Source organism: Streptomyces sp. NPDC005533 (genome assembly GCF_042871845.1).
Taxonomy (GTDB): Bacteria; Actinomycetota; Actinomycetes; order Streptomycetales; family Streptomycetaceae; genus Streptomyces.
Genome location: NZ_JBIAJH010000064.1, coordinates 1 through 21,738, shown reverse-complemented (window position 1 = coordinate 21,738; position 21,738 = coordinate 1). Strand labels below are relative to the sequence as shown.

The following is a 21,738-nucleotide window of genomic DNA, read 5'->3' as shown; positions in this document are numbered from 1 at the left end:
ACAAAAAGGGGGCCCGGGGGCTACCCCCGGTCACGCCACGGCAGCTCCGCCGTCACCGTCGTCCCGACCCCCGCGGGCGAATCCACCACCAGCACCCCGTCCACCGCATCCAACCGCTCCGCCAAGCCCGCCAACCCGCTCCCCCCGCCGGAGGCCCCCGCCCCGCCCCGCCCGTCATCCGCCACGCGTATCAGCAGCCGCGCCCCCGCCCGCCACACCTCCACGCTCGCGCCCCGCGCCCCCGGCCCCGCGTGCTTGCTCACGTTCTGCAGCAGCTCGGACACCACGAAGTACGCGATCCCCTCGATCGCCTCCGCCGGCCGCGCCTCCGGCAGGTCGACCGCCACCTTCACCGGCACCACGCACCGCGCCGCCACCGAAGACAGCGCCGCGTCCAGCCCCCGGTCCGTCAGCACGGCCGGATGGATCCCTCGCGCGAGGTCCCGCAGCTCCTGGAGCGCCAGCTTCACCTCGCCGTGGGCCTCGTCGACCATCGCGGCCGCGCCCTCCGGGTCCTCCAGCAGCTTCTCCTTCGCCAGGCCCAGCCCCATCGCCAGCGCCACCAGCCGCGCCTGCGCCCCGTCGTGCAGGTCCCGTTCGATGCGCCGCAGGTCGGCCGCCGCGGTGTCGACGACCACGCCGCGGTCGGATTCCAGCTCCGCGATCCGCCGCTCCAGGTCGTCGGAGGGCGACAGCAGCCCCCGTACCATCGCCCGGTCCGCGTTCGTCAGCAGCCGCGCCACGTACGGCAGCACCGGCCACAGCACGAACAGGCCGGTCAGGGCTACCGTGAAGGTGAGCACCCCCCACGGCAGCCGGATCAGCTGGTACAGCACGGTCCGCCAGCCGACCGGGTCCTTGATGCTCGTCCACAACCAGGGGAAGAATCCGCCGGACCGCTTCGGACCGGGGATCGGGGTCGGCTCGTCCACCCGTACGCCGAGCAGCACGCGGGCGCGCGCCCGGTCCAGCCGTCCCATTTGCCGAGACAGATACAGACCGCATGCGAGCAGGGGAATTCCGATCGCGGTCACGGAAAGACCGCCAGTGACGGAAACCATGACAACCGCGTAAACGAATCCGACGATCGCCAACGGCAGATTGGTCAGCAGATGGGCGATCTCCTTCCACGTCACGGCGCTGAAAGCGGCGCGCACGGGAGGAGGCCGATCGTTGTCGGGGAGGGCACGGCTCGTGGTCATGGGCCACAGCCTGTCAAGAGCGGCCCGCCGATGCCATGGGGTGTCCGGGGTGCTGTGAACGGGGGATAACCCCACCCTGTGTGAGGCAGGCCCTAGACTCCCGTCCGTACCAGATCGTCGACAGTGACCGAGGAGCGAGGAACGGACGTGCCCGAACCAACGGTATCGACCGTAACCGTGCTCGCGGCGGACTACTTCCGGAGTTATTCGGTCGTCGGTCTGCTGGCCGCCCTCGGTGTGCTCTTCGTGGCCGTGGCCTTCGGCGCCGGCCGTCTGCTGCGGCCCGTGGTCCCGACCCACGAGAAGCTGCTGACGTACGAATGCGGTGTGGACCCGGTGGGCGAGGGCTGGGCGCACACCCAGGTCCGCTACTACGTCTACGCGTTCCTCTACGTCATCTTCGCCGTCGACTCGATCTTCCTGTTCCCGTGGGCGACGGTGTTCGCCGCCGCCGGTTACGGCGCCACGACGCTGGTGGAGATGTTCATCTTCCTGGGCTTCCTGGCCGTCGGCCTGCTCTATGCGTACAAGAAGGGCGTCCTCGAATGGACGTGACACCTCAGCCGGAGCTGCTCCCGGAGCCCAAGCGCCTGGGAGTCCTCTCCCGCCTCGCCCCGGAACCCATGAAGGTGGTCCTGAACTGGGGCCGCCGGTACAGCCTGTGGGTCTTCAACTTCGGTCTGGCCTGCTGCGCGATCGAGTTCATCGCCGCCTCCATGGCCCGGCACGACTTCATCCGCCTCGGCGTGATCCCCTTCGCCCCCGGACCGCGCCAGGCCGACCTCATGATCGTCTCGGGCACCGTCACGGACAAGATGGCCCCGGCGGTGAAGCGGCTCTACGAGCAGATGCCGGAGCCGAAGTACGTCATCTCCTTCGGCGCCTGCTCCAACTGCGGCGGACCGTACTGGGACTCGTACTCGGTCACCAAGGGCGTCGACCAGATCATCCCCGTCGACGTCTACGTCCCGGGCTGCCCGCCGCGCCCGGAGGCGCTCCTCCAGGGCATCCTCAAGCTCCAGGAGAAGATCGCCCGCGAGTCGCTGGCCGACCGCTACGCCGCCGGGCCGTCCGTCTCCCAGCTCACGAGCGGGCTGGTCACGGCCCCTCCGGCCCCCGGGAGCGGTGCGTGAACCTCTACGACTCCCTCCCCGACGCGGCGCCGACGGTCTTCGGAGCCGAGGCCGTCGCCGAGTTCTCGTACGACGTCCTCACCGTGGACGTGCCCGTCGGCAGCTGGATCGCCGCCCTCGAAATCGCCCGCGACAAGCTGGGCTGCACGTACTTCGACTGGCTGAGCGCGGTCGACGAGCCCGGCACCGGCTTCCGGATCTGCGCGCACGTCGCCTCGCTGGAGAACCACCGCGTACGCCGCCTCCTGCTGCGCACGACCGTCCCGCACAGCGCCCCCTCCCTGCCGTCGGCCATCGCCGTCTACGCGGGAGCGGAATGGCACGAGCGCGAGACGTACGAGATGTTCGGGGTCGTCTTCACCGACCACCCGCACCTCGTCCACCTCCTCCTCCCGGAAAACTTCGAAGGGCACCCGCTGCGCAAGGACTTCGTCCTGGCCGCGCGCGTCGCCAAGGCCTGGCCCGGCGCCAAGGAACCGGGCGAGGCCCACGATCCGGACGCGCCGAAGCGCCGCCAGATGCTTCCGCCGGGCGTCCCGGACCCCAACGACTGGGGCCCGATGAAGGGACAGCTCCCGCCGGCCCCCGCCCGCCCGGCCCGCACCCCGCGCGCCGCCGGCGCGGCGGGCGCCGCCGCCCGCACCCCGCGCGAGGGCGCCCCGGTCCGCCGCACCCGCTCGGTCGCCGAAGGCTCGGCCACCCAGCCCGCGGCAGCCGAAGCCCGCCCGCCCCGCCGCACCCGCTCGGTGGCGGAGGGCTCGGCAAGCCAGGCGCCCGCGGAGCCGGCGGACACCCCGACACCCCCGGCCACCGAAGCCCCGCCCCGCCGCACCCGCTCGGTGGCGGAGGGCTCGGCAAGCCAGGCGCCCGCGAAGCCGGCGGACACCCCGACGCCCCCGGCAGTCGAGGCCCGCCCGCCCCGCCGCACCCGCTCGGTGGCGGAGGGCTCGGCAAGCCAGGCGCCCGCGAAGCCGGCGGACACCCCGACACCCCCGGCCACCGAAGCCCCGGCCCGCCCGCCCCGCCGCACCCGCAGCGCGAGCGACGGTTCCGCGAGCCAGCCCCCGACGCCCGAGGCACGCCGTACCCCCTCGGCGACGGAGGGCTCCGCGAGCCAGACCCCGGACGCGTCCCGCCGGGTCGCGCCCCGCAGCTCGGACGCCCCCTGGCACGACCCGAAGCCCGCCTTCGACAACCCGACAGCCCCGGCGCAGCCGACCGCAGCCACAGCGAAGCCCGAACCGACCGAGCCCCGGCCCGAAACGCCGCAGGCAGACGCAGGCGCGGCAAAGCCTGAGCCCACGGTTCGGCAGACCGAGACCCCGCCCCCCGCGCCGGAGGCAGACGCAGGGGCGGCGAAGCCCGAGCCGGAGGCGACCCGGCCGCAGGCCGACACGGCGAAGCCGGAGCCCACCGAGCCGCAGGCCGAGACCCCGCCGACCCCGCCGGAGGCAGAGGCAGACGCCGACACGGCGAAGCCCGAGCCCACCGAGCCGCAGGCCGAGACCCCGCCGACCCCGCCGGAGGCAGAGGCCCCCCGTACCCCCCGTACCCACCCCACCACCGACAACGGAGGCGACGCGTGAACGACGTCCTCGACGTCGCCCTGCGGCTGATCGTCGTCTTCGCCGTCTTCCTGGTGCTCCCGCTCGTCGTCGGGCAGACCGAGCACAAGGTGATGGCCCACATGCAGGGCCGCCTCGGCCCCATGTACGCCGGCGGCTTCCACGGCTGGGCCCAGCTCGTCGCCGACGGCGTGAAGTTCGCGCAGAAGGAAGACATCGTCCCGGCCAACGCCGACCGTCGGATCTTCCAGCTGGCCCCGGCCGTCGCCCTGCTGCCGTACCTCCTCGTCCTCCTCGCCATCCCCATCGGCCCGGGCGAGGGCGCCGTCGGCCAGGTCATCGACGCGGGTCTGTTCTTCGTACTCGCCGTCATGGGCGTCGGAGTGCTCGGCTCCCTCATGGCCGGCTGGGCCTCCGCCAACAAGTTCTCCCTGCTCGGCGGCCTGCGCACCGCCGCCCAGCTGCTCGCCTACGAGCTCCCCATGCTGCTCGCCGCCGCCTCGGTGGCGATGGCGGCCGGGACGGTCTCCCTCCCCGGCATCGTGGAGAGCTTCGCGTGGTGGTGGCTGCCCTGGCAGATCGTCGGCGCGCTCGTCTTCTTCACCGCCGGCCTCGCCGAACTGCAGCGGCCCCCCTTCGACATGCCCGTCGCCGACTCCGAGATCATCTTCGGCGCGTACACCGAGTACACCGGCCTCCGCTTCGCGCTGTTCCTCCTCGCCGAGTACGCCGGCATCGTCGTCCTCTGCGCCCTCACCACCGTCCTCTTCCTCGGCGGCTGGCAGGGCCCCTTCGGCGCCGACGGACTCGGCTGGGTCTGGACCCTCCTCAAGACCGCGGTCCTCGCCTTCGTCGTGATCTGGCTCCGCGTGAGCTACCCGCGCCTGCGCGAGGACCAGCTCCAGAAGCTCGCCTGGACCGTACTCATCCCGCTCGCGCTCGCCCAGATCGCGCTCACCGGCATCGTGAAGGTGGCGATGAACTGATGCCCATCCCCGGATCCGGCCTCGCCAAGGGCCTGGCCGTCACACTGCGCACGATGACGAAGCGCTCGCACACGGCCCAGTACCCCGAGGCCCAGCCCGAACTCCCGCCCCGCTCCCGCGGGGTCATCGGCCTGTTCGAGGAGAACTGCACGGTCTGCATGCTGTGCGCCCGCGAGTGCCCCGACTGGTGCATCTACATCGACTCCCACAAGGAGACGGTCCCCGCCTCCACCCCGGGTGGCCGCGAGCGCAGCCGCAACGTCCTCGACCGCTTCGCCATCGACTTCTCCCTCTGCATGTACTGCGGCATCTGCATCGAGGTGTGCCCCTTCGACGCCCTCTTCTGGTCGCCGGAGTTCGAATACGCGGAGACCGACATCCACGAGCTGACCCACGAGCGCGACAAGCTCCGCGAGTGGATGTGGACCGTCCCGGCCCCGCCCGCGCTGGACCCGGCCGCCGAGGAGCCCAAGGAGATCGCCGCCGCCCGCAAGGCAGTGGAGAAGGCCGAAGCGGCAGCTGCGGCGGCCGCCGCCGCGGCAGCCGCGGCAGCAGCCGCCACCGCGACCGACGGCGGAGCCGAACCCCCGACCACCCCGACCCCGGAGGGAGACGCGTGACCCACGCCGCCACCCTGGCCGCGGCCCAAGCCGCCGCCACCGGGCCCGGTTTCCTCTCCCCGACCGGCGTCGAGATCGCCTTCGTGCTCGTCGGACTCGCCACCCTCGGCGCGGCCCTCGTCACGGTCACCACCCGGCAGCTGGTGCACGCCGCCCTCTGGCTGGTCGTCGCACTCGGCGGCATCGCCGTCGAGTACCTGCTGCTGACCGCCGAGTTCATCGCCTGGGTCCAGGTCCTCATCTACCTCGGATCCGTGGTCGTCCTCCTCCTCTTCGGGCTGATGCTCACCAAGGCACCCATCGGCCGCTCCCCGGACGCGGATTCCGGCAACCGGTGGATCGCGCTCGGCGTCGCCGCCGTCGCCGCCGTGGCACTGGTCTGGGTCGTCGTCGACGCCTTCCGCACGACCTGGATCGACCTCGACGGGCCGGTCCAGGGCTCGACGAAGGTCTCCGGCGAGATCCTCTTCCAGCACTGGGTGCTGCCCTTCGAGGCGCTCTCCGTCCTCCTCCTCGCGGCCCTGATCGGCGCCATCGTGCTGTCCCGCAGGAACAGTCCCGCCGAAGACGGCGTCGCCAGTGACAAGGGGCAGCGCTGATGCACCTCGCCTACCCCGCGGTCCTCGCGGCGCTCCTCTTCTGCACGGGCCTGTACGGCGTACTCGCCCGCCGCAACGCCATCCTGGTCCTGATGTCCGTCGAGCTTATGCTCAACGCCGTCAACCTCAACCTGGTGGCCTTCGACGTCTGGCTCCGCGACGCCCTGCACGCCGGCCAGGCCCTCACCCTCTTCACCATCGCCATCGCCGCCGCCGAGATCGGCATCGGCCTCGCGATCGTGCTGATGGTGTACCGCAACCGCGGCACCTCGGACGTCGACCGGCTGCGCGACACCGCCGAAGGCCACGAGCCCGCACAGGCCTCCACGAACACCCCGACCACCCCGAACACCCGGAGCGAGGTCACCGCGTGAGCACCACGACCCTCGCCGTCCTCGTCCCGCTGCTCCCCTTCCTGGGCGCGGTGGCGGGACTGCTCTTCGGCCGCACCGCGCCCGGCTTCGTCCGGCCGCTCGCGATCCTGCCGACGCTCGGCGCCGCCGCACTGGCCGTGACCGTCGCCGTCCGCCAGGGCGGAGGCCCGGCGATCAGCACGGCGACCGAGCTGACCCCGACCGGCTCGGTGCCGATCGACCTCTCGCTCTACCTGGACGGCTTCGCCGTGCTGGTCGCCGTCCTGGTCGGCCTCGTCGCCACGTGCGTACAGCTCTACTCGACGGCGTACCTCCGTGAGGACCCGCGCTACCCGTCGTATGCCGCTCTCGTCTCACTGTTCACCTCCGCGATGCTGCTCGTCGTCTACTCCGGCGACCTGATGGTGTTGCTGGTCGGCTGGGAGGTCATGGGCATCTGCTCGTACTTCCTGGTGGGCCACTACTGGGAGACCGAGGCGGCCCGCTCCGCCTCCCTGAAGGCCTTCCTCGTCACCAAGCTCGGCGACGTCCCCTTCCTGATCGGCCTGTTCGCGCTCGCCGCCGACGCCGGCTCCTTCCGGATCACGAAGATCCTGAGCACCGTCGCCGCCGGCGGCCTCGACCACCCGACGCTGATCGCGCTGCTCCTGCTCGCCGGAGTCGCGGGCAAGTCCGCGCAGTTCCCGCTGCACACCTGGCTCCCCGACGCCATGGCGGGCCCCACCCCGGTCTCCGCGCTGATCCACGCCGCGACGATGGTCGCCGCCGGTGTCTACTTCATCGCGCGTCTCCTCCCCGTCTTCGCGGCCTCCCGCGCCGCACTGGTGGTGATGGCCGTCATGGCGGCCGTCACGATGGTCGGATCCGCCCTCGCCGCCCTCGCCCAGGACGACATCAAGCGGGTGCTCGCCTACTCCACGATCGGCCAGCTCGGCTACATGACCGGCGCCCTGGCCGTCGGCGACCGTGGCGCCGCCGTCTTCCACCTCCTGTCCCACGGCGTCTTCAAGGCGCTCCTCTTCCTCGGTGCGGGCGTGATCATCCACGCCGCCGGTACGAACTCCCTCGCCGCCATGTCCCGGATGGACGGCCTGGCCAAGCGCATCCCCGACGCCTTCTGGACGATGACGATCGCGCTGCTCGCGCTCGCCGCGATCCCGCCCTTCGCCGGCTTCTTCTCCAAGGAAGCCGTCCTCGTCGCCGCCGAGCAGACCGCCACCGGCCACTCGGACCTCGCCCCGAGCAGCGCCGGCTGGCTCGTGCTCGTCGCCGGCGTGCTGACCGCCCTGCTCACCGCCGCCTACGCCACCCGGCTGTGGCTGATGGCCTTCCGGGGCCGGGGCGCAGCCGCCCCCGACCACGGCAAGGAGCCCATCGCCATGACCGGCGTGCTGTGGCTGCTCGCGATCCCGTCGGTCGGCTTCGGCCTCGCCGCGGACCCCATCGCCGACTGGTTCGACGGCGCACAGCTCACCCCGACCCTGGTCACCTCGGTCCTCGGCACGGGCGCCGCGGTCATCGGCGTGATGCTCACCTACGCCCTCTGGCAGCGCGCCGCGGCCCGCACGGCCACGACCCCCGCCACCGCCGGAGCGGTCCCCGGAGCCGTCACCGCTGCCGTCCCCGGCATCGGAGCGGGCGCCCCGCAGCCCGCCGCCGTGGCCGCCGCCGCATCCGCGGCCACCGCCGCCGCCGAGTCCGCGGCCGAGACCCCCGAGGTCGCCGAGGTGACCCACGACCACCCCGCCGTCCCGGCCGGCCCCGCCCCCGACCCCGGACGCGCGCTCCTCGGCCCGCTGCACCGCCACGCCGCCGACGGCTTCCACCTCGACGCCGTCTACGACCGGCTCTTCGTCCGCCCCGTCCGGGCGGCGGCAAGCCTCGTCCGCTTCCTCGACCGCGAGGTCGTGGACACGTACGTCCGCGGCGCGGGCACCGGCCCCCGGCTGCTCGGCAGCCTCGTACGCCGCGCCCAGACCGGCAACGTGCAGAGCTACCTGAGCGCCCTGCTCGCCGGCGCCGTGGTCCTGGCGATCGCCACCGCCGTCCTCGCCAACGTCAACGCCGGATCGTGAGCCGTGAGTCAGCCGTGATTGATATCAGCCCGTCCGTGATGCAGTTCCTTCTGGCGTTCATCGTGGCCGCACCGCTCCTCGGCGCCGTCGCCGCGCTCCTGCCGGCCCCGCCCGGCCTCAAGGGCCGCAGCCCCGAACAGGCCGTGCTCCGCCACGGCGTGACCGTGACCGGCGTGATCCTCGCTGCGGCGATCGCCCTCACCCTGGGCTTCGACCACGACACGCCGTCCCGCTTCCAGGCGACGACGGACATCAGCTGGATCCCGGCGCTCGACGTCCGGATCCACCTCGGTGTCGACGGCATTTCGCTCCCCCTCCTCCTGATGACCGCGCTGCTCTTCTTCCTCTGCGCGCTCTACAGCTATTTCAAGCTCCCCGCGGGCCCCTCCCCGAAGGCCTTCGTCGCGCTGCTCCTCGTCCTCGAGTCCGGCACCCTCGCGACCTTCGCCGTCCTCGACCTGCTGCTCTTCTTCCTCGCCTTCGAGATGGTCCTCATCCCGATGTACTTCCTCATCGCCCGCTGGGGCGGTGCTCAGCGGCAGGCCGCCGCCTGGAAGTTCATCCTCTACACCCTCCTCGGCTCCGTGGTCATGCTGCTCGGTCTGCTGCTGATCGGACTGCAGAGCGGCACATTCGACATGGTGGCACTGGCCACTGACAACGGCCGCGAACTCACCCACACCACCCAGCTGCTGGCCGTCCTCGCCATCGGCATCGGCCTCGCCGTGAAGACCCCGATGTGGCCGCTGCACAGCTGGCTGCCGGACGCGCACACCGCCGCCCCCACCGTCGGCTCCGTCCTGCTGGCCGGCGTCCTGCTCAAGATGGGCACGTACGGGTTCGTCCGCATCCTGCTCCCCGTCACCCCCGACGGCATGGCCACCTTCGCCCCCTACCTGGGCGCCTTCGCCGCCGTCGGCATCGTCTACGGATCGCTCGCCTGCCTCGCGCTGGCCCGCAAGGGGAACAAGGGCGACCTCAAGCGCCTCATCGCGTACTCCTCCGTCGGCCACATGGGCTTCGTCCTCCTCGGCATCGCGTCCATGACCCCCACCGGAGTCAACGGCGCCCTCTTCGCCAACATCGCCCACGGCCTGATCACCGGCCTCCTCTTCTTCCTGGTCGGCGCCCTCAAGGACCGCTACGGCACCGCCGACCTCGACACCCTCGCCGGGGCCACCGGCGCCGCCCTCTACGGCCGCGCCCCCCGCATGGGCGCCTTCCTCGCCTTCGCCGCCGTCGCCTCCCTCGGCCTGCCGGGCCTGGCCGGGTTCTGGGGCGAGATGCTGGCCCTCTTCGGCGCCTTCGACCCCGCCGAGGGCCTCTCCCGCCCCGCCTTCCTCACCTACATGGCCGTCGGGGCGTTCGGCACCCTGCTCACCGCCGCCTACCTGCTGATCGTCGTACGACGCGTCTGCATGGGAGACCCCAAGGTCGGCCCCGAGCTCGCCGTCGCGGACATCCAGCGGTACGAGTTCGCCGCCTGGACGCCCCTCGTCGCCCTCACCGTCCTCGCCGGCCTGTGGCCCGCGGTCCTCCTCGGCCTCACCGACCCGGCCGTCCAGAAGCTCCTCGCAGGAGGCAACTCATGACGGCCCTGACGGTCTTCGCCGCCGAGACCCCCAGCCTGGTCCAGTCCGTCGACTGGCTCGCCATCGCCCCGGTGGTGATCACCGCCGCCGTCGGCCTGCTCGTCCTCGTCGCCGACCTCTTCGTGCCCGAGCGCGGCAAGCCGGTCCTCGGCTGGATCTCGGTCGCCGGCTTGGCCGCCGCGACCGCCACCCTGCTGCCGCTGCGCGCCGGCGACCGCACCACCTTCTGCCTCACCGGTGACCCGCAGGCGTGCAGCTACGTCGCCGACCACTTCACGCTCGTCATGCAGTTCCTGGTGCTGGTCGGAGCCCTGGTCACCGCACTGCTGTCGGTCACCGCCGTCCGCGACACCCGCATGCCCGCCGGCGAGTACTGGTTCCTGCTGCTCTCCTCCGCCGCGGGCGCGGCCCTGCTGCCCGCCTCCCGCGACCTCGCCACCCTGATCGTCGCCCTCGAAGTCGCCTCGCTGCCGGCCTTCGCCCTCGTCGGCATGCGCCGCGGCGACCGGCTCTCCTCCGAGGCCGCCCTCAAGTTCTTCCTCTCCTCCGTCACCGCGACCGCCGTGTCGCTGATGGGCGTCAGCTTCGTCTACGCCGCCACCGGCTCCCTGCACCTCACCCAGGTCGCCGACCGCCTCGAAGACGTCCCCGGGCAGCTCGACACCCTCGCCATGGCCGGCGTCGCGCTCACCCTCGTCGGCTTCGCCTTCAAGACCGCGGCCGTCCCCTTCCACTTCTGGGTCCCCGACACCTACGTCGGCGCCCCCCTGCCCATCGCCGGCTACCTCTCGGTGATCGGCAAGGCCGTCGGCTTCACCGGCCTCATCCTCGTCACCGTGATCGCCTTCCCGGCGTATTCCGAGATCTGGGGCCCGGCCCTCGCCGTCCTGGCCGCGCTCACCATGACCGTGGGCAACGCCGGCGCGCTGCGCCAGACCGCCGACCGCCCGAACAGCGCCGTACGGCTGCTCGCCTGGTCCTCGGTCGGCCAGGCCGGCTACCTGCTGGTCCCGATCGCCGCGGCCGCGTACTCCGGCCGTGACCAGATCGGCTCCACCGTCGCCTACGCCCTCATGTACGCCGCCGTGAACCTCGGCGCCTTCGCCGTGGCCGCCCTCGTCGCCCGTACGAAGCCCCTCCACCGGATCAGCGACTACCGGGGCCTGTACGCCGAGCGCCCGCTGGCAGCCCTCTCGCTGGCCTTCTTCCTGCTCTGCCTGGCGGGCCTGCCGCCGGGCATCATCGGGCTCTTCGCCAAGGTCACCGTCTTCCGGTCCGCGGTCGACGCGGGCCTGGGCTGGCTCGCCGTGGTCATGGCGGTCAACGTCGTCATCGCCCTCTACTACTACCTGCGGTGGACCGCGCTGCTCTTCCGCGGGCCGGAGGGCGCCGAGGCCGCCGAGGCCGTCGAGGGCGCGCGGACCCGTACGAAGGCCCCCTGGCCGGTGACGGCGGCCATCATCGTCACCGCGATCACCGCCGTCGTGCTCTCCGGCGCCCCGCAGCTCGTCCTGCGCGTCGCGTCGGGCAGCCTCTTCGCGCAGTAGCCGCACGCCGCCGAACCCGCCCCTCACCCGTACGGAGCAAGGCCCGCCGCCGGCCCGCCGCCCCCCGGGAGGGGGCGGCGGCGGGCGGCCGCCCCCGTGCGCCCTGGGAACCAGACGCCCTCACCTCGCGTTGACCAGGAAGGGAGGGTCCACTGGACCGTAGACCCTCAGACCCATGACGGGGCTCCCCCTGCCGCACCATTTGGAGGGCGTACCGTGCACCGCCGGCACAACGGGCTCAAGACCGCCGTACTCCTCGGCGGGCTGTCCGCACTCATCATCCTCATCGGAAGCTTCTTCGGACGGACCGGCTTGATCGTCGCCGTCGTCATCGCCCTGGGGACGAACGCCTACGCGTACTGGAACAGCGACAAGCTGGCTCTACGCGCGATGCGCGCCCGCCCCGTCAGCGAGTTCGAAGCACCCCAGCTCTACCGCATGGTGCGCGAGCTCTCCACGTCCGCGCGCCAGCCCATGCCACGCCTCTACATCTCACCCACCGAGGCCCCCAACGCCTTCGCCACCGGCCGCAACCCGCGCAACGCCGCGGTCTGCTGCACCGAGGGCATCCTGCGCATCCTCGACGAACGCGAGCTGCGCGGGGTCATCGGCCACGAGCTCAGCCACGTCTACAACCGCGACATCCTGATCTCGTCGGTCGCCGGCGCCCTCGCCTCGGTGATCATGTTCCTGGTGAACTTCGCCTGGCTGATTCCGGTCGGTCGGTCGAACGACGACGAGGGCCCCGGCCTCCTCGGCATGCTGCTGATCATGATCCTGGGCCCACTGGCCGCCTCCGTGATCCAGCTGGCCATCAGCCGCTCGCGCGAGTACGAGGCCGACGCATCCGGCGCCCAGCTCACGGGGGACCCGCTCGCCCTGGCCAGCGCCCTGCGCAAACTGGACGCGGGCACCAAGCAGCTCCCGCTGCCGGCGGAGCCCCGGCTGGAGACGGCGAGCCACATGATGATCGCCAACCCGTTCCGTCCAGGTGAGGGTCTTTCTAGGATGTTCTCCACACACCCTCCGATGGCCGAGCGCATCGCCCGGCTCGAACAGATGGCAGGCCGCCGCCCATGAAGACAGTCCTGAACGTCATCTGGCTCATCCTGAGCGGCATCTGGCTGTTCCTGGGGTACGTGCTCGCAGGCGTGCTGCTCTGCATCACCATCATCGGCATCCCCTTCGGCATCGCCGCCTTCCGCATCGCCGTCTACGCCCTGTGGCCCTTCGGCTACACCGCCGTCGAGCGCCACGACGCCGGCGCCGGCTCCTGCATCGGCAACGTCCTGTGGCTGGTCCTGGCCGGCTGGTGGCTGGCCCTGAGCCACATCGTCACGGGCATCGCCCTCTGCATCACCCTGATCGGCATCCCCTTCGGCATCGCCAACTTCAAGATGGTCCCGCTCTCCCTGCTCCCCCTGGGCCGCGAAATCGTCCCGACGGACGCCCCGTTCGCCTCCCGCTGACCGGGTTATCCACAGGGCGGGCGGCCTGTCGGTGGGGTGCGTCACCATGAACGCATGAACGAGACCGAGCAGTTGCTGGAGCAAGTCGCCGACCGCGTACGCAACTCCGCGCACGGGCACGGACGGCCCCTGCCGGCGCCGTTGACCAGCGGGGAGATCGCCCGGGCCGAGGGCATACTGGGCTTCGCCCTGCCGGCGCTGCTCACCGCGCTGTACACCCGCGTCGGCGACGGCGGGTTCGGCCCCGAATGCGGACTGCTGTCGCTGAGCCAGGCCGTCCGGAGCTACGAGGCGTACCGCGCTTCCGGCTGGCGCTGGCCCGAGGGCGTGCTGCCGATAGCCGACTTCGGCTGTACCACGTACGCCTGCGTGGACTGCCGCTCCGAGACCGCCCAAGTCCTGCTGTTCGACCCCAGCCTGGGGGAGCCGGACCTCGCCTGGTCCGTCGATACCCCGAGCCTGGCCGGGTGGCTGCGCGGCTGGCTCGACGGCACCGCCTGGTTCTGCGAGGAGTCGGGCCTGGGGGAGGACCGCGACCTGGAGCTGGAGCCCTGGACCGAGTTCAGATCGCGGATCTGAACCGGCTCCGCACCCCGTAGGCCAGCGCGCCGAGCGCCAGCACCGCCGCCCCCGCGACCGCCGACGCGAGGGGCAGCGCGCACGCCAGTACCACACAGCCGGACAGCCCGACCGCTGCCACGGCCCGCCCCTTGACACCTGAATCGAGAGTCCAAGCGGAGGCGTTCGCGATCGCGTAGTAGACGAGCACCCCGAAGGAGGAGAAACCGATCGCGCCCCGCAGATCGGCGGTGGCCGCGAGCACCGCCACGACCGCACCCACTGCCAGCTCCGCATGGTGCGGCACCTGATGCCGGGGATGTACGGCGGCCAGCGCGCGCGGGAGATGACCGTCCCGGGCCATCGCCAGCGCGGTCCGCGAAACCCCGAGCACGAGGGCCAGCAGCGAGCCCAGCGCGGCCAGGGCCGCGCCCACCCGGACCACCGGGGTCAGTTCCGGGTGGCCGGCCGCCCGGACCGCGTCGGCGAGCGGGGCCGCCGACCGGGCCAGCCCGTCGGCACCGAGCACCGACAGCGCCGCCACCGCCACCGCCGCGTACACCACCAGCGCGATCCCCAGCGCGAGCGGCACCGCCCGGGGGATCGTCCGCTCCGGGTCGCGCACCTCCTCACCCAGGGTCGTGATCCGGGCGTAGCCCGCGAAGGCGAAGAACAGCAGACCGGCCCCCTGCAACAGCCCGGCGGCGTCCCAGTCCGAGCCGCTCAGCCGCCCGGCCCCGGCCGCACCCGAGGTCAGACACACCACGACCACCCCGGCCAGCACCGCCAAGACCGCCGCCACGATCAGCCGGGCGATCCGGGCGGACTTCTGCACACCGCCGTAGCTCGCGGCGGTCAGCGCCACCACCGCCGCGACGGCCACGGCGTGCTGCCGCCCGGGCCAGACGTACGCGCCCACGGTGAGGGCCATCGCCGCGCAGGAGGCGGTCTTGCCGACCACGAACCCCCAGCCGGCCAGATGGCCCCAGAAGGGCCCGAGCCGCTCGCGCCCGTAGACGTACGTGCCGCCCGACGCCGGGTAGCGGGCGGCGAGCCGCGCCGAGGAGTGCGCGTTGCAGTAGGCCACGACGGCCGCCAGGGCGAGCGCGGCGAGCAGCGCACCGCCCGCCGCCCCCGCCGCGGGGGCGAGGGCCGCGAAAATGCCGGCGCCGACCATCGCGCCGAGCCCGACGACGACGGCGTCGGAGACGCCCAGAGTGCGTTTCAGCTGTTCCACGGGCGGAGGGTAACCCGGCTAGATGACGCCCTCCCGGCCGGGGAGCGGCGTCCGCATCCGCTCCCAGCCCTCCAGGGCGGTCAGACAGGCGTGGTCGAGGTGGCGCAGCCCGCTCAGGTCGAGCCGCACCGGCTGGCCGTGCGGCAACGCGTCCAGTGCGTCAAGCAGTTTGGGCAGCCGCAGGAAGCTGGCGTTCCCCACGATCCGCACGCACAGCGCCTCGTCCTCCCACACCTCCTCGATGTGCACGTGGGAGGTCTCCCAGGCCGCCTTGGCGACGGCCAGCCCCAACCCGACCAGCACCCCCTCGAAGAGGTTGGTGACCACGATCGCGCAGGCCGTGGCCAGCAGCACCACCGCCTCGCCCCGGTGCGTACGCCACAGCGCCGCCACCGCCTTGGCCGGCAGCAGCTTCCAGCCCGCGTGCAGCAGCACCCCGGCCAGCGCGGCGAGCGGCACGACCTCCAGGACCTGCGGGAACGCCACGGCGAAGAGCAGCAGCCAGCCGCCGTGCATCACCCTGGCCGCCCGCGTGCGCGCGCCGGCCTCCACATTGGCGGCGCTGCGCACGATCACGGCGGTCATCGGCAGCGCCCCGAGCAGCCCGCACACGCTGTTCCCGACGCCTTGGGCGATGAGCTCCCGGTCGTACTCGGTCCTCGGCCCGTCGTGCATGCGGTCCACGGCGGCGGCGCTGAACAGCGTCTCGGCGGAAGCGATCAGCGCCAGCGCGATCACCGTCCCGGCCGCCCCCAAGGAGGCCAGCACATGGAAATCGCCCCAGGCGGGCGGGGACACGGCCGCGAGCACCCCCGTCACCCGCACCTTCTCGACGGGCAGCCGCAGCAGGGCGGCCGCGGCGGTGGCGGCGGCCACCCCGACGAGCGCTCCGGGCACGAGCCGCAGCCGGGCGGGCATCCGGCGCCAGGCGACCATGGCGGCGATCGTCCCGACCCCGAGCAGCACGGCGGCCCAGTCGGCCTGCGCCCCGAGCTCGTGCACCCCGGCCAGCTTCGCCAGCGTGTGACCCGGCGCCTCCACGCTGCCCAGGGCGTACAACTGCCCGGAGATGAGGACCAGCCCGATTCCCGCCAGCATCCCGTGGACGACGGCCACCGAGATCGCCCGGAACCACCGCCCGAGCCGCAGCACCCCCATGCCCAGCTGCACCACCCCCGCGGCCAGCACCAGCACCCCGAGCGCGGGCAGTCCGTGGGTCTGCACCGCCTCGTAGACGAGCACGGTGAGCCCGGCCGCCGGTCCGCTCACCTGGAGCGAGCTCGCGCGGAACCACCCCGTGACCAGGCCGCCGATCACCCCGGTGACGATCCCCAGCTCGGCCGGCACCCCGGAGGCGACCGCCACCCCCACGCACAGCGGCAACGCGACCAGCGCGACGACGACGGACGCCCCGAAGTCTGCGCGAAACGTGCCGGCCCCAGACATGCGAGAACCCCCTGCCGCGAGGTGATGGGTGTTCTCAGCCTGGTGGGCGCACTCCCCGCCGCCCAAGTACCCACAGGAGGCCGCGGTGGCGCGTGCGCCGCACACGCCCCGCACACACCTCCGCACCCCCGACACACGCCGCGGCCCGGCGGTCGGTGAGGACCGCCGGGCCGGCGTGGTGGCAGGTCTCGGACCTGGGTCAGCGGTAGTTCACGAACTGGATCGCGAAGTCCAGGTCCTTGCCCTTGAGCAGCGCCTGGACCTCCTGCAGGTCGTCACGGCTCTTGGAGCTGACGCGCAGCTCCTCGCCCTGGACCTGGGCCTTGACGCCCTTGGGACCCTCGTCCCGGATGATCTTCGCGACCTTCTTGGCGTTCTCCTGGGAGATGCCCTCCTCGATCGTGGCGAAGATCTTGTACTCCTTGCCGGACAGCTGGGGCTCGCCGGCGTCCAGCGCCTTGAGCGAGATCCCACGCTTGACCAGCTTGGTCTCGAAGACGTCGAGGACGGCCTTCACGCGCTCCTCGGAGTTCGCCTCCATCAGGATCTTCTCGCCGGACCAGGCGATCGTGGCACCGGTGCCCTTGAAGTCGTAGCGCTGCGAGAGCTCCTTGGCGGCCTGGTTGAGGGCGTTGTCGACCTCCTGCCGCTCGACCTTCGAGACGATGTCGAAACTGGAGTCGGCCATGTGCTGTGGCTCCTTGAAGTCGGTTTGATCACCCCGGAGGGCGCGGCCGGACATCCCCGGCCCGCTCGGCAAAGCCTAGCCACCGCGCCCGCCCGCATCGCTGATCAATCCGGTGGCGAAGCACCCCCGGTCATCAGGTATCGTTTACGTCGTTGCCAGGGAGCGCCGCCGCAGGGCGGAAAAAATGGCAGCAAATCTTGGCGGTGTGCCCGAGTGGCCAAAGGGAGCAGACTGTAAATCTGCCGGCTCAGCCTACCCAGGTTCGAACCCTGGCGCCGCCACGCGAAAGAAGCCCCTCTGATCTGCGGAAACGCAGGCCAGGGGGGCTTCTTCGTCAATGCCGGAGCGCGGGGCTACGGCCGGGCCGGCCTCAGCGCCGTGGCGGGAGCCTCAGGAGCAGCCGGCGACCGTGCCGGCACAGTTCGCGGGCAGGTTCTTGATGATCTTGCTCTCCCTGAGGGTCACGACCGCGCCGGCCTGGTTGTTGATGCCGCCGCCGACGCCCGCGGCGCGGTTCTCCGCCACCGTCGAGTGCTCCAGGGTCAGCTGGGTGGCGGCGCCGCCCGCCTCCTCCGCGTTGTTGATGCCTCCGCCGTCGTGCCCGGCCGAGTTCGACTCGACCTTCGTCTTCCTCAGCGTCGCGGTGCCCGCGTTGTTGAGGGCGCCGCCGTCGTTGCCCGCCTTGTTGTTGGCGAGGGTGGACTGCTCGATCTCCAGGGTCGCGCCCGCGGCGTTGTTGATGGCGCCACCGTTGAGACCGGCCCAGTTCTCGATGAGCTTCGTGTGCTTGATCTTCGCGGAGCCGAGGTTGTTGATGGCGCCGCCGCTGCCGTCGCGCGCCTCGTTGTTCGTGAGGAGGCCGTGCTCGACGGTCAGCGTGCCCTCGTTCTGGATGCCGCCGCCGTCCTCGTCTGCGGTGTTGCCCGCGACGGTGCTCTTCAGGAGCGTGAGGGTGCCGGTCTCGCTGTTGCTGAGGCCGCCGCCGTCACCCGCGTCGTCCGAGGCGGACGTCGCCACGTTGGTCAGGATCTCGGTGTCGACGAGGGTGACGTCGCCGCCCTCGTTGGCGATGCCTCCGCCGACCCCGCCCGCCTGGTTGCCGGCGACCTTGCTGTCCTCCAGGCGCAGGGTGCCCGCGTTGTCGATGCCGGCGCCGTTCCCGTCGGTGCGGCCGCCGGTCACGGTGATGCCCTTGAGGGTGAGGGTGCCGCCCTCTTCCACCGAGAGCATGCGGAAGAGCGGGCTGCCGCCGCTCACGGAGCGGATCAGGGTCGAGTTGTGGCCGACGATCGCGACGTTCCCGGTGATGGGCGGCAGGGCGTTACCCGAGCTGGTGCCGTAGTCGATGTCGAAGCGATAGGCACAATCCTTGGCCAGGTTGATCGTGCCGCCGTTCGTATTCGCCTGCTCCACGGCGGTGATGAGTGCGGCCACATCGCCGCAGGCGATGGTCGCCTTGGTCGGCGCCTGCGCCATGGCCGGCGAAGCCGCCATGCACATGCCCACGCTCGCCACCACGGCACATCCAGCGAGTACGAGACGATTCTTCATCGAAGCCCTTCCTCTCGGTTACAAGCCGGGCAGCCCTCCTGCTCCTCTCCCTGCACGTGGAGAGGAGGGGAAACTGATCATGGAGCCCGGCAAGACGTACGAGTGGTATCGCTCGCGCCGGGTCATCTCCCGCACCCTGGTTCGGACGCTCTGAGATTGCATTCGAATGGCGGTCGCCCGTTCGCTCCGGACCCGCATTCCCCATGCTCCGGCTCCCGCGGTCAGGACACCCGCTCGTCGTTCCGCCTGGCAGAAGCCCGTTCCGCGCCTGAGGACCCGGGCCGGGTGGGCTTCTCGCCGTCGCCCGCATCGTCTCGGGCTCCTGTTCGTTCACCGGGGGTGAAATGGACATCTGACACACGGGGGAAGGTCGGCGGCGGAGTGCTCGCCGCCCTGCTCGGCGCGGGCATTCCGGCTCTCATGGGAGCGGCCCTGCACACGGACGTGGGGGAGCCCTACCAGGAGACCCGGCTGTACTTCGGCACCGCACGCCCCGACGGCCGCGGGCCCATCGAGGAGCGGGAGTTCATGCGGTTCCTGGACCGGGAGATCACGCCGGCCTTCCCCGAGGGGCTGACCCTCCACGACGGGTACGGCCAGTGGCGCGGCCAGGACGGCAAGGTCGTCCGCGAGACCTCGTACGAAGTGGTCCTGCTGTACCCGGAGAAGGAGGCGGACGAGCGCAGCACGCGCATCGAGCGGATCCGGCAGGCCTACGAGGACCAGTACCAGCAGGATTCGGTCGGGCGGTCCGACGACAAGGTCAACGCCGGGTTCTGAGGCGCCGCCTGAAGCACCGTCCGCACCGTCCCGTCCGGCCCTTCCGTTCCGGACCGTCCCGTCCGGCCCCCTCGCGAACCACCCCGTCCGGATGGGTCCGTCAGTTGCCCGCCACGTCCTTGACGGCCACCGGGATCGGCTTCGAACCGGAGATCAGCTCCAGCGTCAGGCCCGCCGTCGCCGGGGTCTCGATCAGCTCGGCCAGCACCGCCGCCACGTCGTCGCGCGGGACGGTCCCGGGGCCCGTCCGCGCCTCCAGCCGGACCCGTCCCGTCCCGGGGTCGTTGACCAGCGTGCCGGGGCGCAGGATCGTCCACTCCAGGCCCAGCCGGGTCCGTACGTAGTCGTCCGCCTCGCCCTTGGCCCGCAGATAGGCGTCGAAGACCTCGTCACCCTCGTGGTGCGCGTCCGCGCCCATCGACGACACGATCAGGAACCGGCGCACCTGGGCCCGTTCGGCCGCGTCGGCGAGCAGCACCGCCGCGCCCCGGTCCACGGTGAACTTGCGCTCGATGCCGCTGCCCGGCCCCGCGCCGGCGGCGAACACGGCAACGTCCGCGCCGTGCAGGATCCCCGCCACGTGCTCCACCGAGGCCGACTCCAGGTCGCAGAGCACCGGCTCGGCGCCCGCCTCCCTGAGGTCGTCGCCCTGTGCCGGATCGCGGATGATGCCCGCGACCTCGTACCCGCGCGCGGCGAGCAGGCGCTCCAGCCGCAGCGCGATCTGACCGTGTCCACCCGCGATGACGATGCGCATGTCCCGACCGTACGACGAGCCGGCCGCGCCCGCCCGCGAACGCACGGCGAGTTTCAGGGACCGGGCTCCGTACGGCCCTGCCGGGGCAGGTCGAGCGCCACCGCGACCGCGGAGTCGCAGTACTCCCGTACGGCACTCGTACGGGCTACCACCCGCCCGCGGTGGATCACGATCCGGCTGTAGGCCAGCGACAGCACGCCCGCGATCCGGTCGCCGCGTACGGCGAGCAGCTCCGCCGGGAAGCCGGCCTCCACCCGCACCTCCGGCAGGCCCATGGCCTCGCGGGCGCAGGCGCTGACCGAGTCGTAGGCCTCGCCCGCCCGCAACCCGCCCTGGGAGGCCAGCAGGTACGCGGCTTCCAGCGGGTCACCGCGGCCGACGGGGTTCCCGGCGTCCCTGAGCGCCCCGCTGCCGGCCGCGACGCGTACGCCGGCGGTCCGCAGCAGCCGCACCGGCGCGGTGCGCAGGCCGCGGCGCTCCAGGGCCGCGCAGTCGCCCTGGGGCAGGCAGGTCACCCGTACGCCGGCAGCCGCCAGTTGGTCGGCGGCGCGGGCCGCCGCGTCCAGCGGGAGCCGGGACAGACCGCCGCACGGCCCGATGGTCACGCCGGGCCGGAGCCCGCCCGCCATCGCGGCGAGCCGGGAGAGGCGGCCCGGATCGTCACCGTCCGTGTGCAGATCCACTGGGCAGCCGTGCTCGGCGGCGAGTTCCAGGACGGCTTCGAGGAAGCCCGTCGGGTCCGGGTCCAGGTCCGGGCAGCCGCCGATCACCGAGGCGCCCATCTTGACCGCGTCCCGCAGCATGGCGAGCCCGTCCGCGCCGGCCACCCCGGTCAGCAGCCGGGGTACGGCCACCGAGGTGAGGTCGGTGAGCCCGCGCAGGGAGCGGCGGGCCTGGAGCACGGCCTCCATGGGGCCGAGGCCGTGCACGTCGCCGATCCGCACGTGGGAACGCACGGCGGTGGCACCGTGGCCGAGTTGGAGCAGGGCCGCCTCGGTGGCCCGGCGCTGGACCTCGTCGGGGGTGTACGAGACGGGGCCCTCGCCGTCGGCGGTCAGCGCGGTGTCCCCGTGGGCGTGGGGCTCGGCGGGGGCGGGGAGCAGCAGGTACCCGCCCAGGTCGACCCGGGAGAGCGCGGGGGAGGGGAGGCTGCCCGCGGTGCCGACGGCCTGGATCCGGCCGCCACTGAGGCGGACGTCGACGGTCCGGCCGTCGGTGAGGCGGGCTCCGGCGAGCAGCAGGGTGGTGGCCTCGGCTGCGGCCGCGTTGCCGTTGCCATGACGGGGGGCCTGGAACGGCTGCTGCGGCTGGCTGTCGGACATCGCGCTCCTGCGGTGGCTCGGGCGGTTCCTGGGCCCTGGCCGCGGCCCACGACCCAAGATCACGCAGCGTGCTCAGAGCCTAGGGTGCGGGGCAGCTCGCTTCACGGAAGAGCGCAATAGTCGTACTGGTGTGGTGCCCTGCGGGGGGGTGTCTCTATGTCCTTCGTCAAGGATGTGGTGCCGGGTATGGGGCTGTTTGGGATGGTCACGCGGCGAGGGTGATGGTGGGGGTTCTGG

The 21,738-nt window shown here is 72.3% G+C and carries 21 protein-coding genes and 1 tRNA gene; 15 read left to right on the top strand and 7 right to left on the bottom strand.

The features are described 5' to 3' along the window. Positions 1-20: 20 nt before the first annotated feature. Positions 21-1,202 (bottom strand): sensor histidine kinase, encoded by a 1,182-nt coding sequence (locus ACFYP3_RS34450; protein ID WP_388841522.1) that lies wholly within the window; start codon positions 1,200-1,202, stop codon positions 21-23. Between the two features lie 147 nt (positions 1,203-1,349). Here ACFYP3_RS34450 and ACFYP3_RS34445 point away from each other — a divergent pair, with 147 nt between their 5' ends. The 13 genes from ACFYP3_RS34445 (at position 1,350) to ACFYP3_RS34385 (ending at position 13,741) form a co-directional block, all read left to right on the top strand. Continuing rightward, positions 1,350-1,757, top strand: a complete 408-nt coding sequence (locus tag ACFYP3_RS34445) for an NADH-quinone oxidoreductase subunit A (RefSeq protein WP_030710243.1) — start codon at positions 1,350-1,352, stop codon at positions 1,755-1,757. Then, positions 1,748-2,335: an NADH-quinone oxidoreductase subunit B family protein gene (locus ACFYP3_RS34440; protein WP_361753679.1), complete on the top strand. Its 588-nt coding sequence runs from the start codon at positions 1,748-1,750 to the stop codon at positions 2,333-2,335. Before ACFYP3_RS34445 ends, ACFYP3_RS34440 begins: the two co-directional genes overlap by 10 nt. Next, positions 2,332-3,921, top strand: a complete 1,590-nt coding sequence (locus ACFYP3_RS34435; protein ID WP_388841518.1) for an NADH-quinone oxidoreductase subunit C — start codon at positions 2,332-2,334, stop codon at positions 3,919-3,921. Before ACFYP3_RS34440 ends, ACFYP3_RS34435 begins: the two co-directional genes overlap by 4 nt. Beyond that, on the top strand, positions 3,918-4,886 hold the full coding sequence (locus tag ACFYP3_RS34430) for an NADH-quinone oxidoreductase subunit H (RefSeq protein WP_388841514.1): 969 nt from the start codon (positions 3,918-3,920) through the stop codon (positions 4,884-4,886). Before ACFYP3_RS34435 ends, ACFYP3_RS34430 begins: the two co-directional genes overlap by 4 nt. After that, on the top strand, positions 4,883-5,506 hold the full coding sequence (locus ACFYP3_RS34425; RefSeq protein WP_388841528.1) for a NuoI/complex I 23 kDa subunit family protein: 624 nt from the start codon (positions 4,883-4,885) through the stop codon (positions 5,504-5,506). Before ACFYP3_RS34430 ends, ACFYP3_RS34425 begins: the two co-directional genes overlap by 4 nt. Further along, entirely contained in the window at positions 5,503-6,105 is a 603-nt protein-coding gene (locus ACFYP3_RS34420; protein ID WP_388841511.1) for an NADH-quinone oxidoreductase subunit J, read from the top strand. Before ACFYP3_RS34425 ends, ACFYP3_RS34420 begins: the two co-directional genes overlap by 4 nt. Next, complete coding sequence (gene nuoK, locus ACFYP3_RS34415; RefSeq protein ID WP_388841508.1) at positions 6,105-6,479, top strand: NADH-quinone oxidoreductase subunit NuoK; 375 nt, start codon at positions 6,105-6,107, stop codon at positions 6,477-6,479. The genes ACFYP3_RS34420 and nuoK overlap by 1 nt, the downstream gene beginning before the upstream one ends. Beyond that, positions 6,476-8,554 (top strand): NADH-quinone oxidoreductase subunit L, encoded by a 2,079-nt coding sequence (locus ACFYP3_RS34410; protein ID WP_388841505.1) that lies wholly within the window; start codon positions 6,476-6,478, stop codon positions 8,552-8,554. Before nuoK ends, ACFYP3_RS34410 begins: the two co-directional genes overlap by 4 nt. Positions 8,555-8,592: 38 nt before the next feature. Beyond that, positions 8,593-10,146 carry a NuoM family protein gene (locus ACFYP3_RS34405; protein WP_388841525.1) on the top strand — a complete coding sequence of 518 codons (1,554 nt, stop codon included), beginning with the start codon at positions 8,593-8,595 and terminating at the stop codon, positions 10,144-10,146. Further along, on the top strand, positions 10,143-11,693 hold the full coding sequence (locus ACFYP3_RS34400; protein WP_388841502.1) for an NADH-quinone oxidoreductase subunit N: 1,551 nt from the start codon (positions 10,143-10,145) through the stop codon (positions 11,691-11,693). Before ACFYP3_RS34405 ends, ACFYP3_RS34400 begins: the two co-directional genes overlap by 4 nt. A 216-nt stretch (positions 11,694-11,909) precedes the next feature. Beyond that, the gene (gene htpX / locus ACFYP3_RS34395) at positions 11,910-12,773 is read left to right on the top strand and encodes a zinc metalloprotease HtpX (RefSeq protein ID WP_388841499.1); all 864 of its coding nucleotides are present in this window, start codon (positions 11,910-11,912) and stop codon (positions 12,771-12,773) included. Then, entirely contained in the window at positions 12,770-13,162 is a 393-nt protein-coding gene (locus ACFYP3_RS34390) for a YccF domain-containing protein (protein WP_388841496.1), read from the top strand. The genes htpX and ACFYP3_RS34390 overlap by 4 nt, the downstream gene beginning before the upstream one ends. 54 nt (positions 13,163-13,216) lie before the next feature. Next, positions 13,217-13,741, top strand: a complete 525-nt coding sequence (locus tag ACFYP3_RS34385) for an SMI1/KNR4 family protein (protein WP_388841494.1) — start codon at positions 13,217-13,219, stop codon at positions 13,739-13,741. Here the strand turns inward: ACFYP3_RS34385 and ACFYP3_RS34380 are convergent. From ACFYP3_RS34380 to ACFYP3_RS34370, 3 genes are all read right to left on the bottom strand, one after another. Then, complete coding sequence (locus tag ACFYP3_RS34380; protein ID WP_388841492.1) at positions 13,725-14,957, bottom strand: APC family permease; 1,233 nt, start codon at positions 14,955-14,957, stop codon at positions 13,725-13,727. The genes ACFYP3_RS34385 and ACFYP3_RS34380 overlap by 17 nt on opposite strands. Before the next feature lie 18 nt (positions 14,958-14,975). Next, positions 14,976-16,403 (bottom strand): SulP family inorganic anion transporter, encoded by a 1,428-nt coding sequence (locus ACFYP3_RS34375; protein WP_388841489.1) that lies wholly within the window; start codon positions 16,401-16,403, stop codon positions 14,976-14,978. Between the two features lie 199 nt (positions 16,404-16,602). Further along, positions 16,603-17,091: a YajQ family cyclic di-GMP-binding protein gene (locus tag ACFYP3_RS34370; protein ID WP_030009008.1), complete on the bottom strand. Its 489-nt coding sequence runs from the start codon at positions 17,089-17,091 to the stop codon at positions 16,603-16,605. A gap of 199 nt (positions 17,092-17,290) precedes the next feature. Between ACFYP3_RS34370 and ACFYP3_RS34365 the strand changes: the two genes are divergently transcribed. Beyond that, positions 17,291-17,372 (top strand) — tRNA-Tyr (locus tag ACFYP3_RS34365). Between the two features lie 109 nt (positions 17,373-17,481). On the opposite strand, the gene ACFYP3_RS34360 is transcribed toward ACFYP3_RS34365, so the two are convergent. Continuing rightward, complete coding sequence (locus ACFYP3_RS34360) at positions 17,482-18,642, bottom strand: hypothetical protein (RefSeq protein ID WP_388841486.1); 1,161 nt, start codon at positions 18,640-18,642, stop codon at positions 17,482-17,484. 339 nt (positions 18,643-18,981) lie between these two features. Between ACFYP3_RS34360 and ACFYP3_RS34355 the strand changes: the two genes are divergently transcribed. Continuing rightward, the gene (locus ACFYP3_RS34355; RefSeq protein WP_388841483.1) at positions 18,982-19,422 is read left to right on the top strand and encodes a DUF3574 domain-containing protein; all 441 of its coding nucleotides are present in this window, start codon (positions 18,982-18,984) and stop codon (positions 19,420-19,422) included. A gap of 100 nt (positions 19,423-19,522) precedes the next feature. Here the strand turns inward: ACFYP3_RS34355 and ACFYP3_RS34350 are convergent, their stop codons facing one another. Continuing rightward, the gene (locus ACFYP3_RS34350) at positions 19,523-20,179 is read right to left on the bottom strand and encodes an SDR family oxidoreductase (protein ID WP_388841481.1); all 657 of its coding nucleotides are present in this window, start codon (positions 20,177-20,179) and stop codon (positions 19,523-19,525) included. Positions 20,180-20,232: 53 nt separating this feature from the next. Further along, positions 20,233-21,501, bottom strand: a complete 1,269-nt coding sequence (locus ACFYP3_RS34345; protein WP_388841478.1) for an amidohydrolase family protein — start codon at positions 21,499-21,501, stop codon at positions 20,233-20,235. Positions 21,502-21,738: the final 237 nt, after the last annotated feature.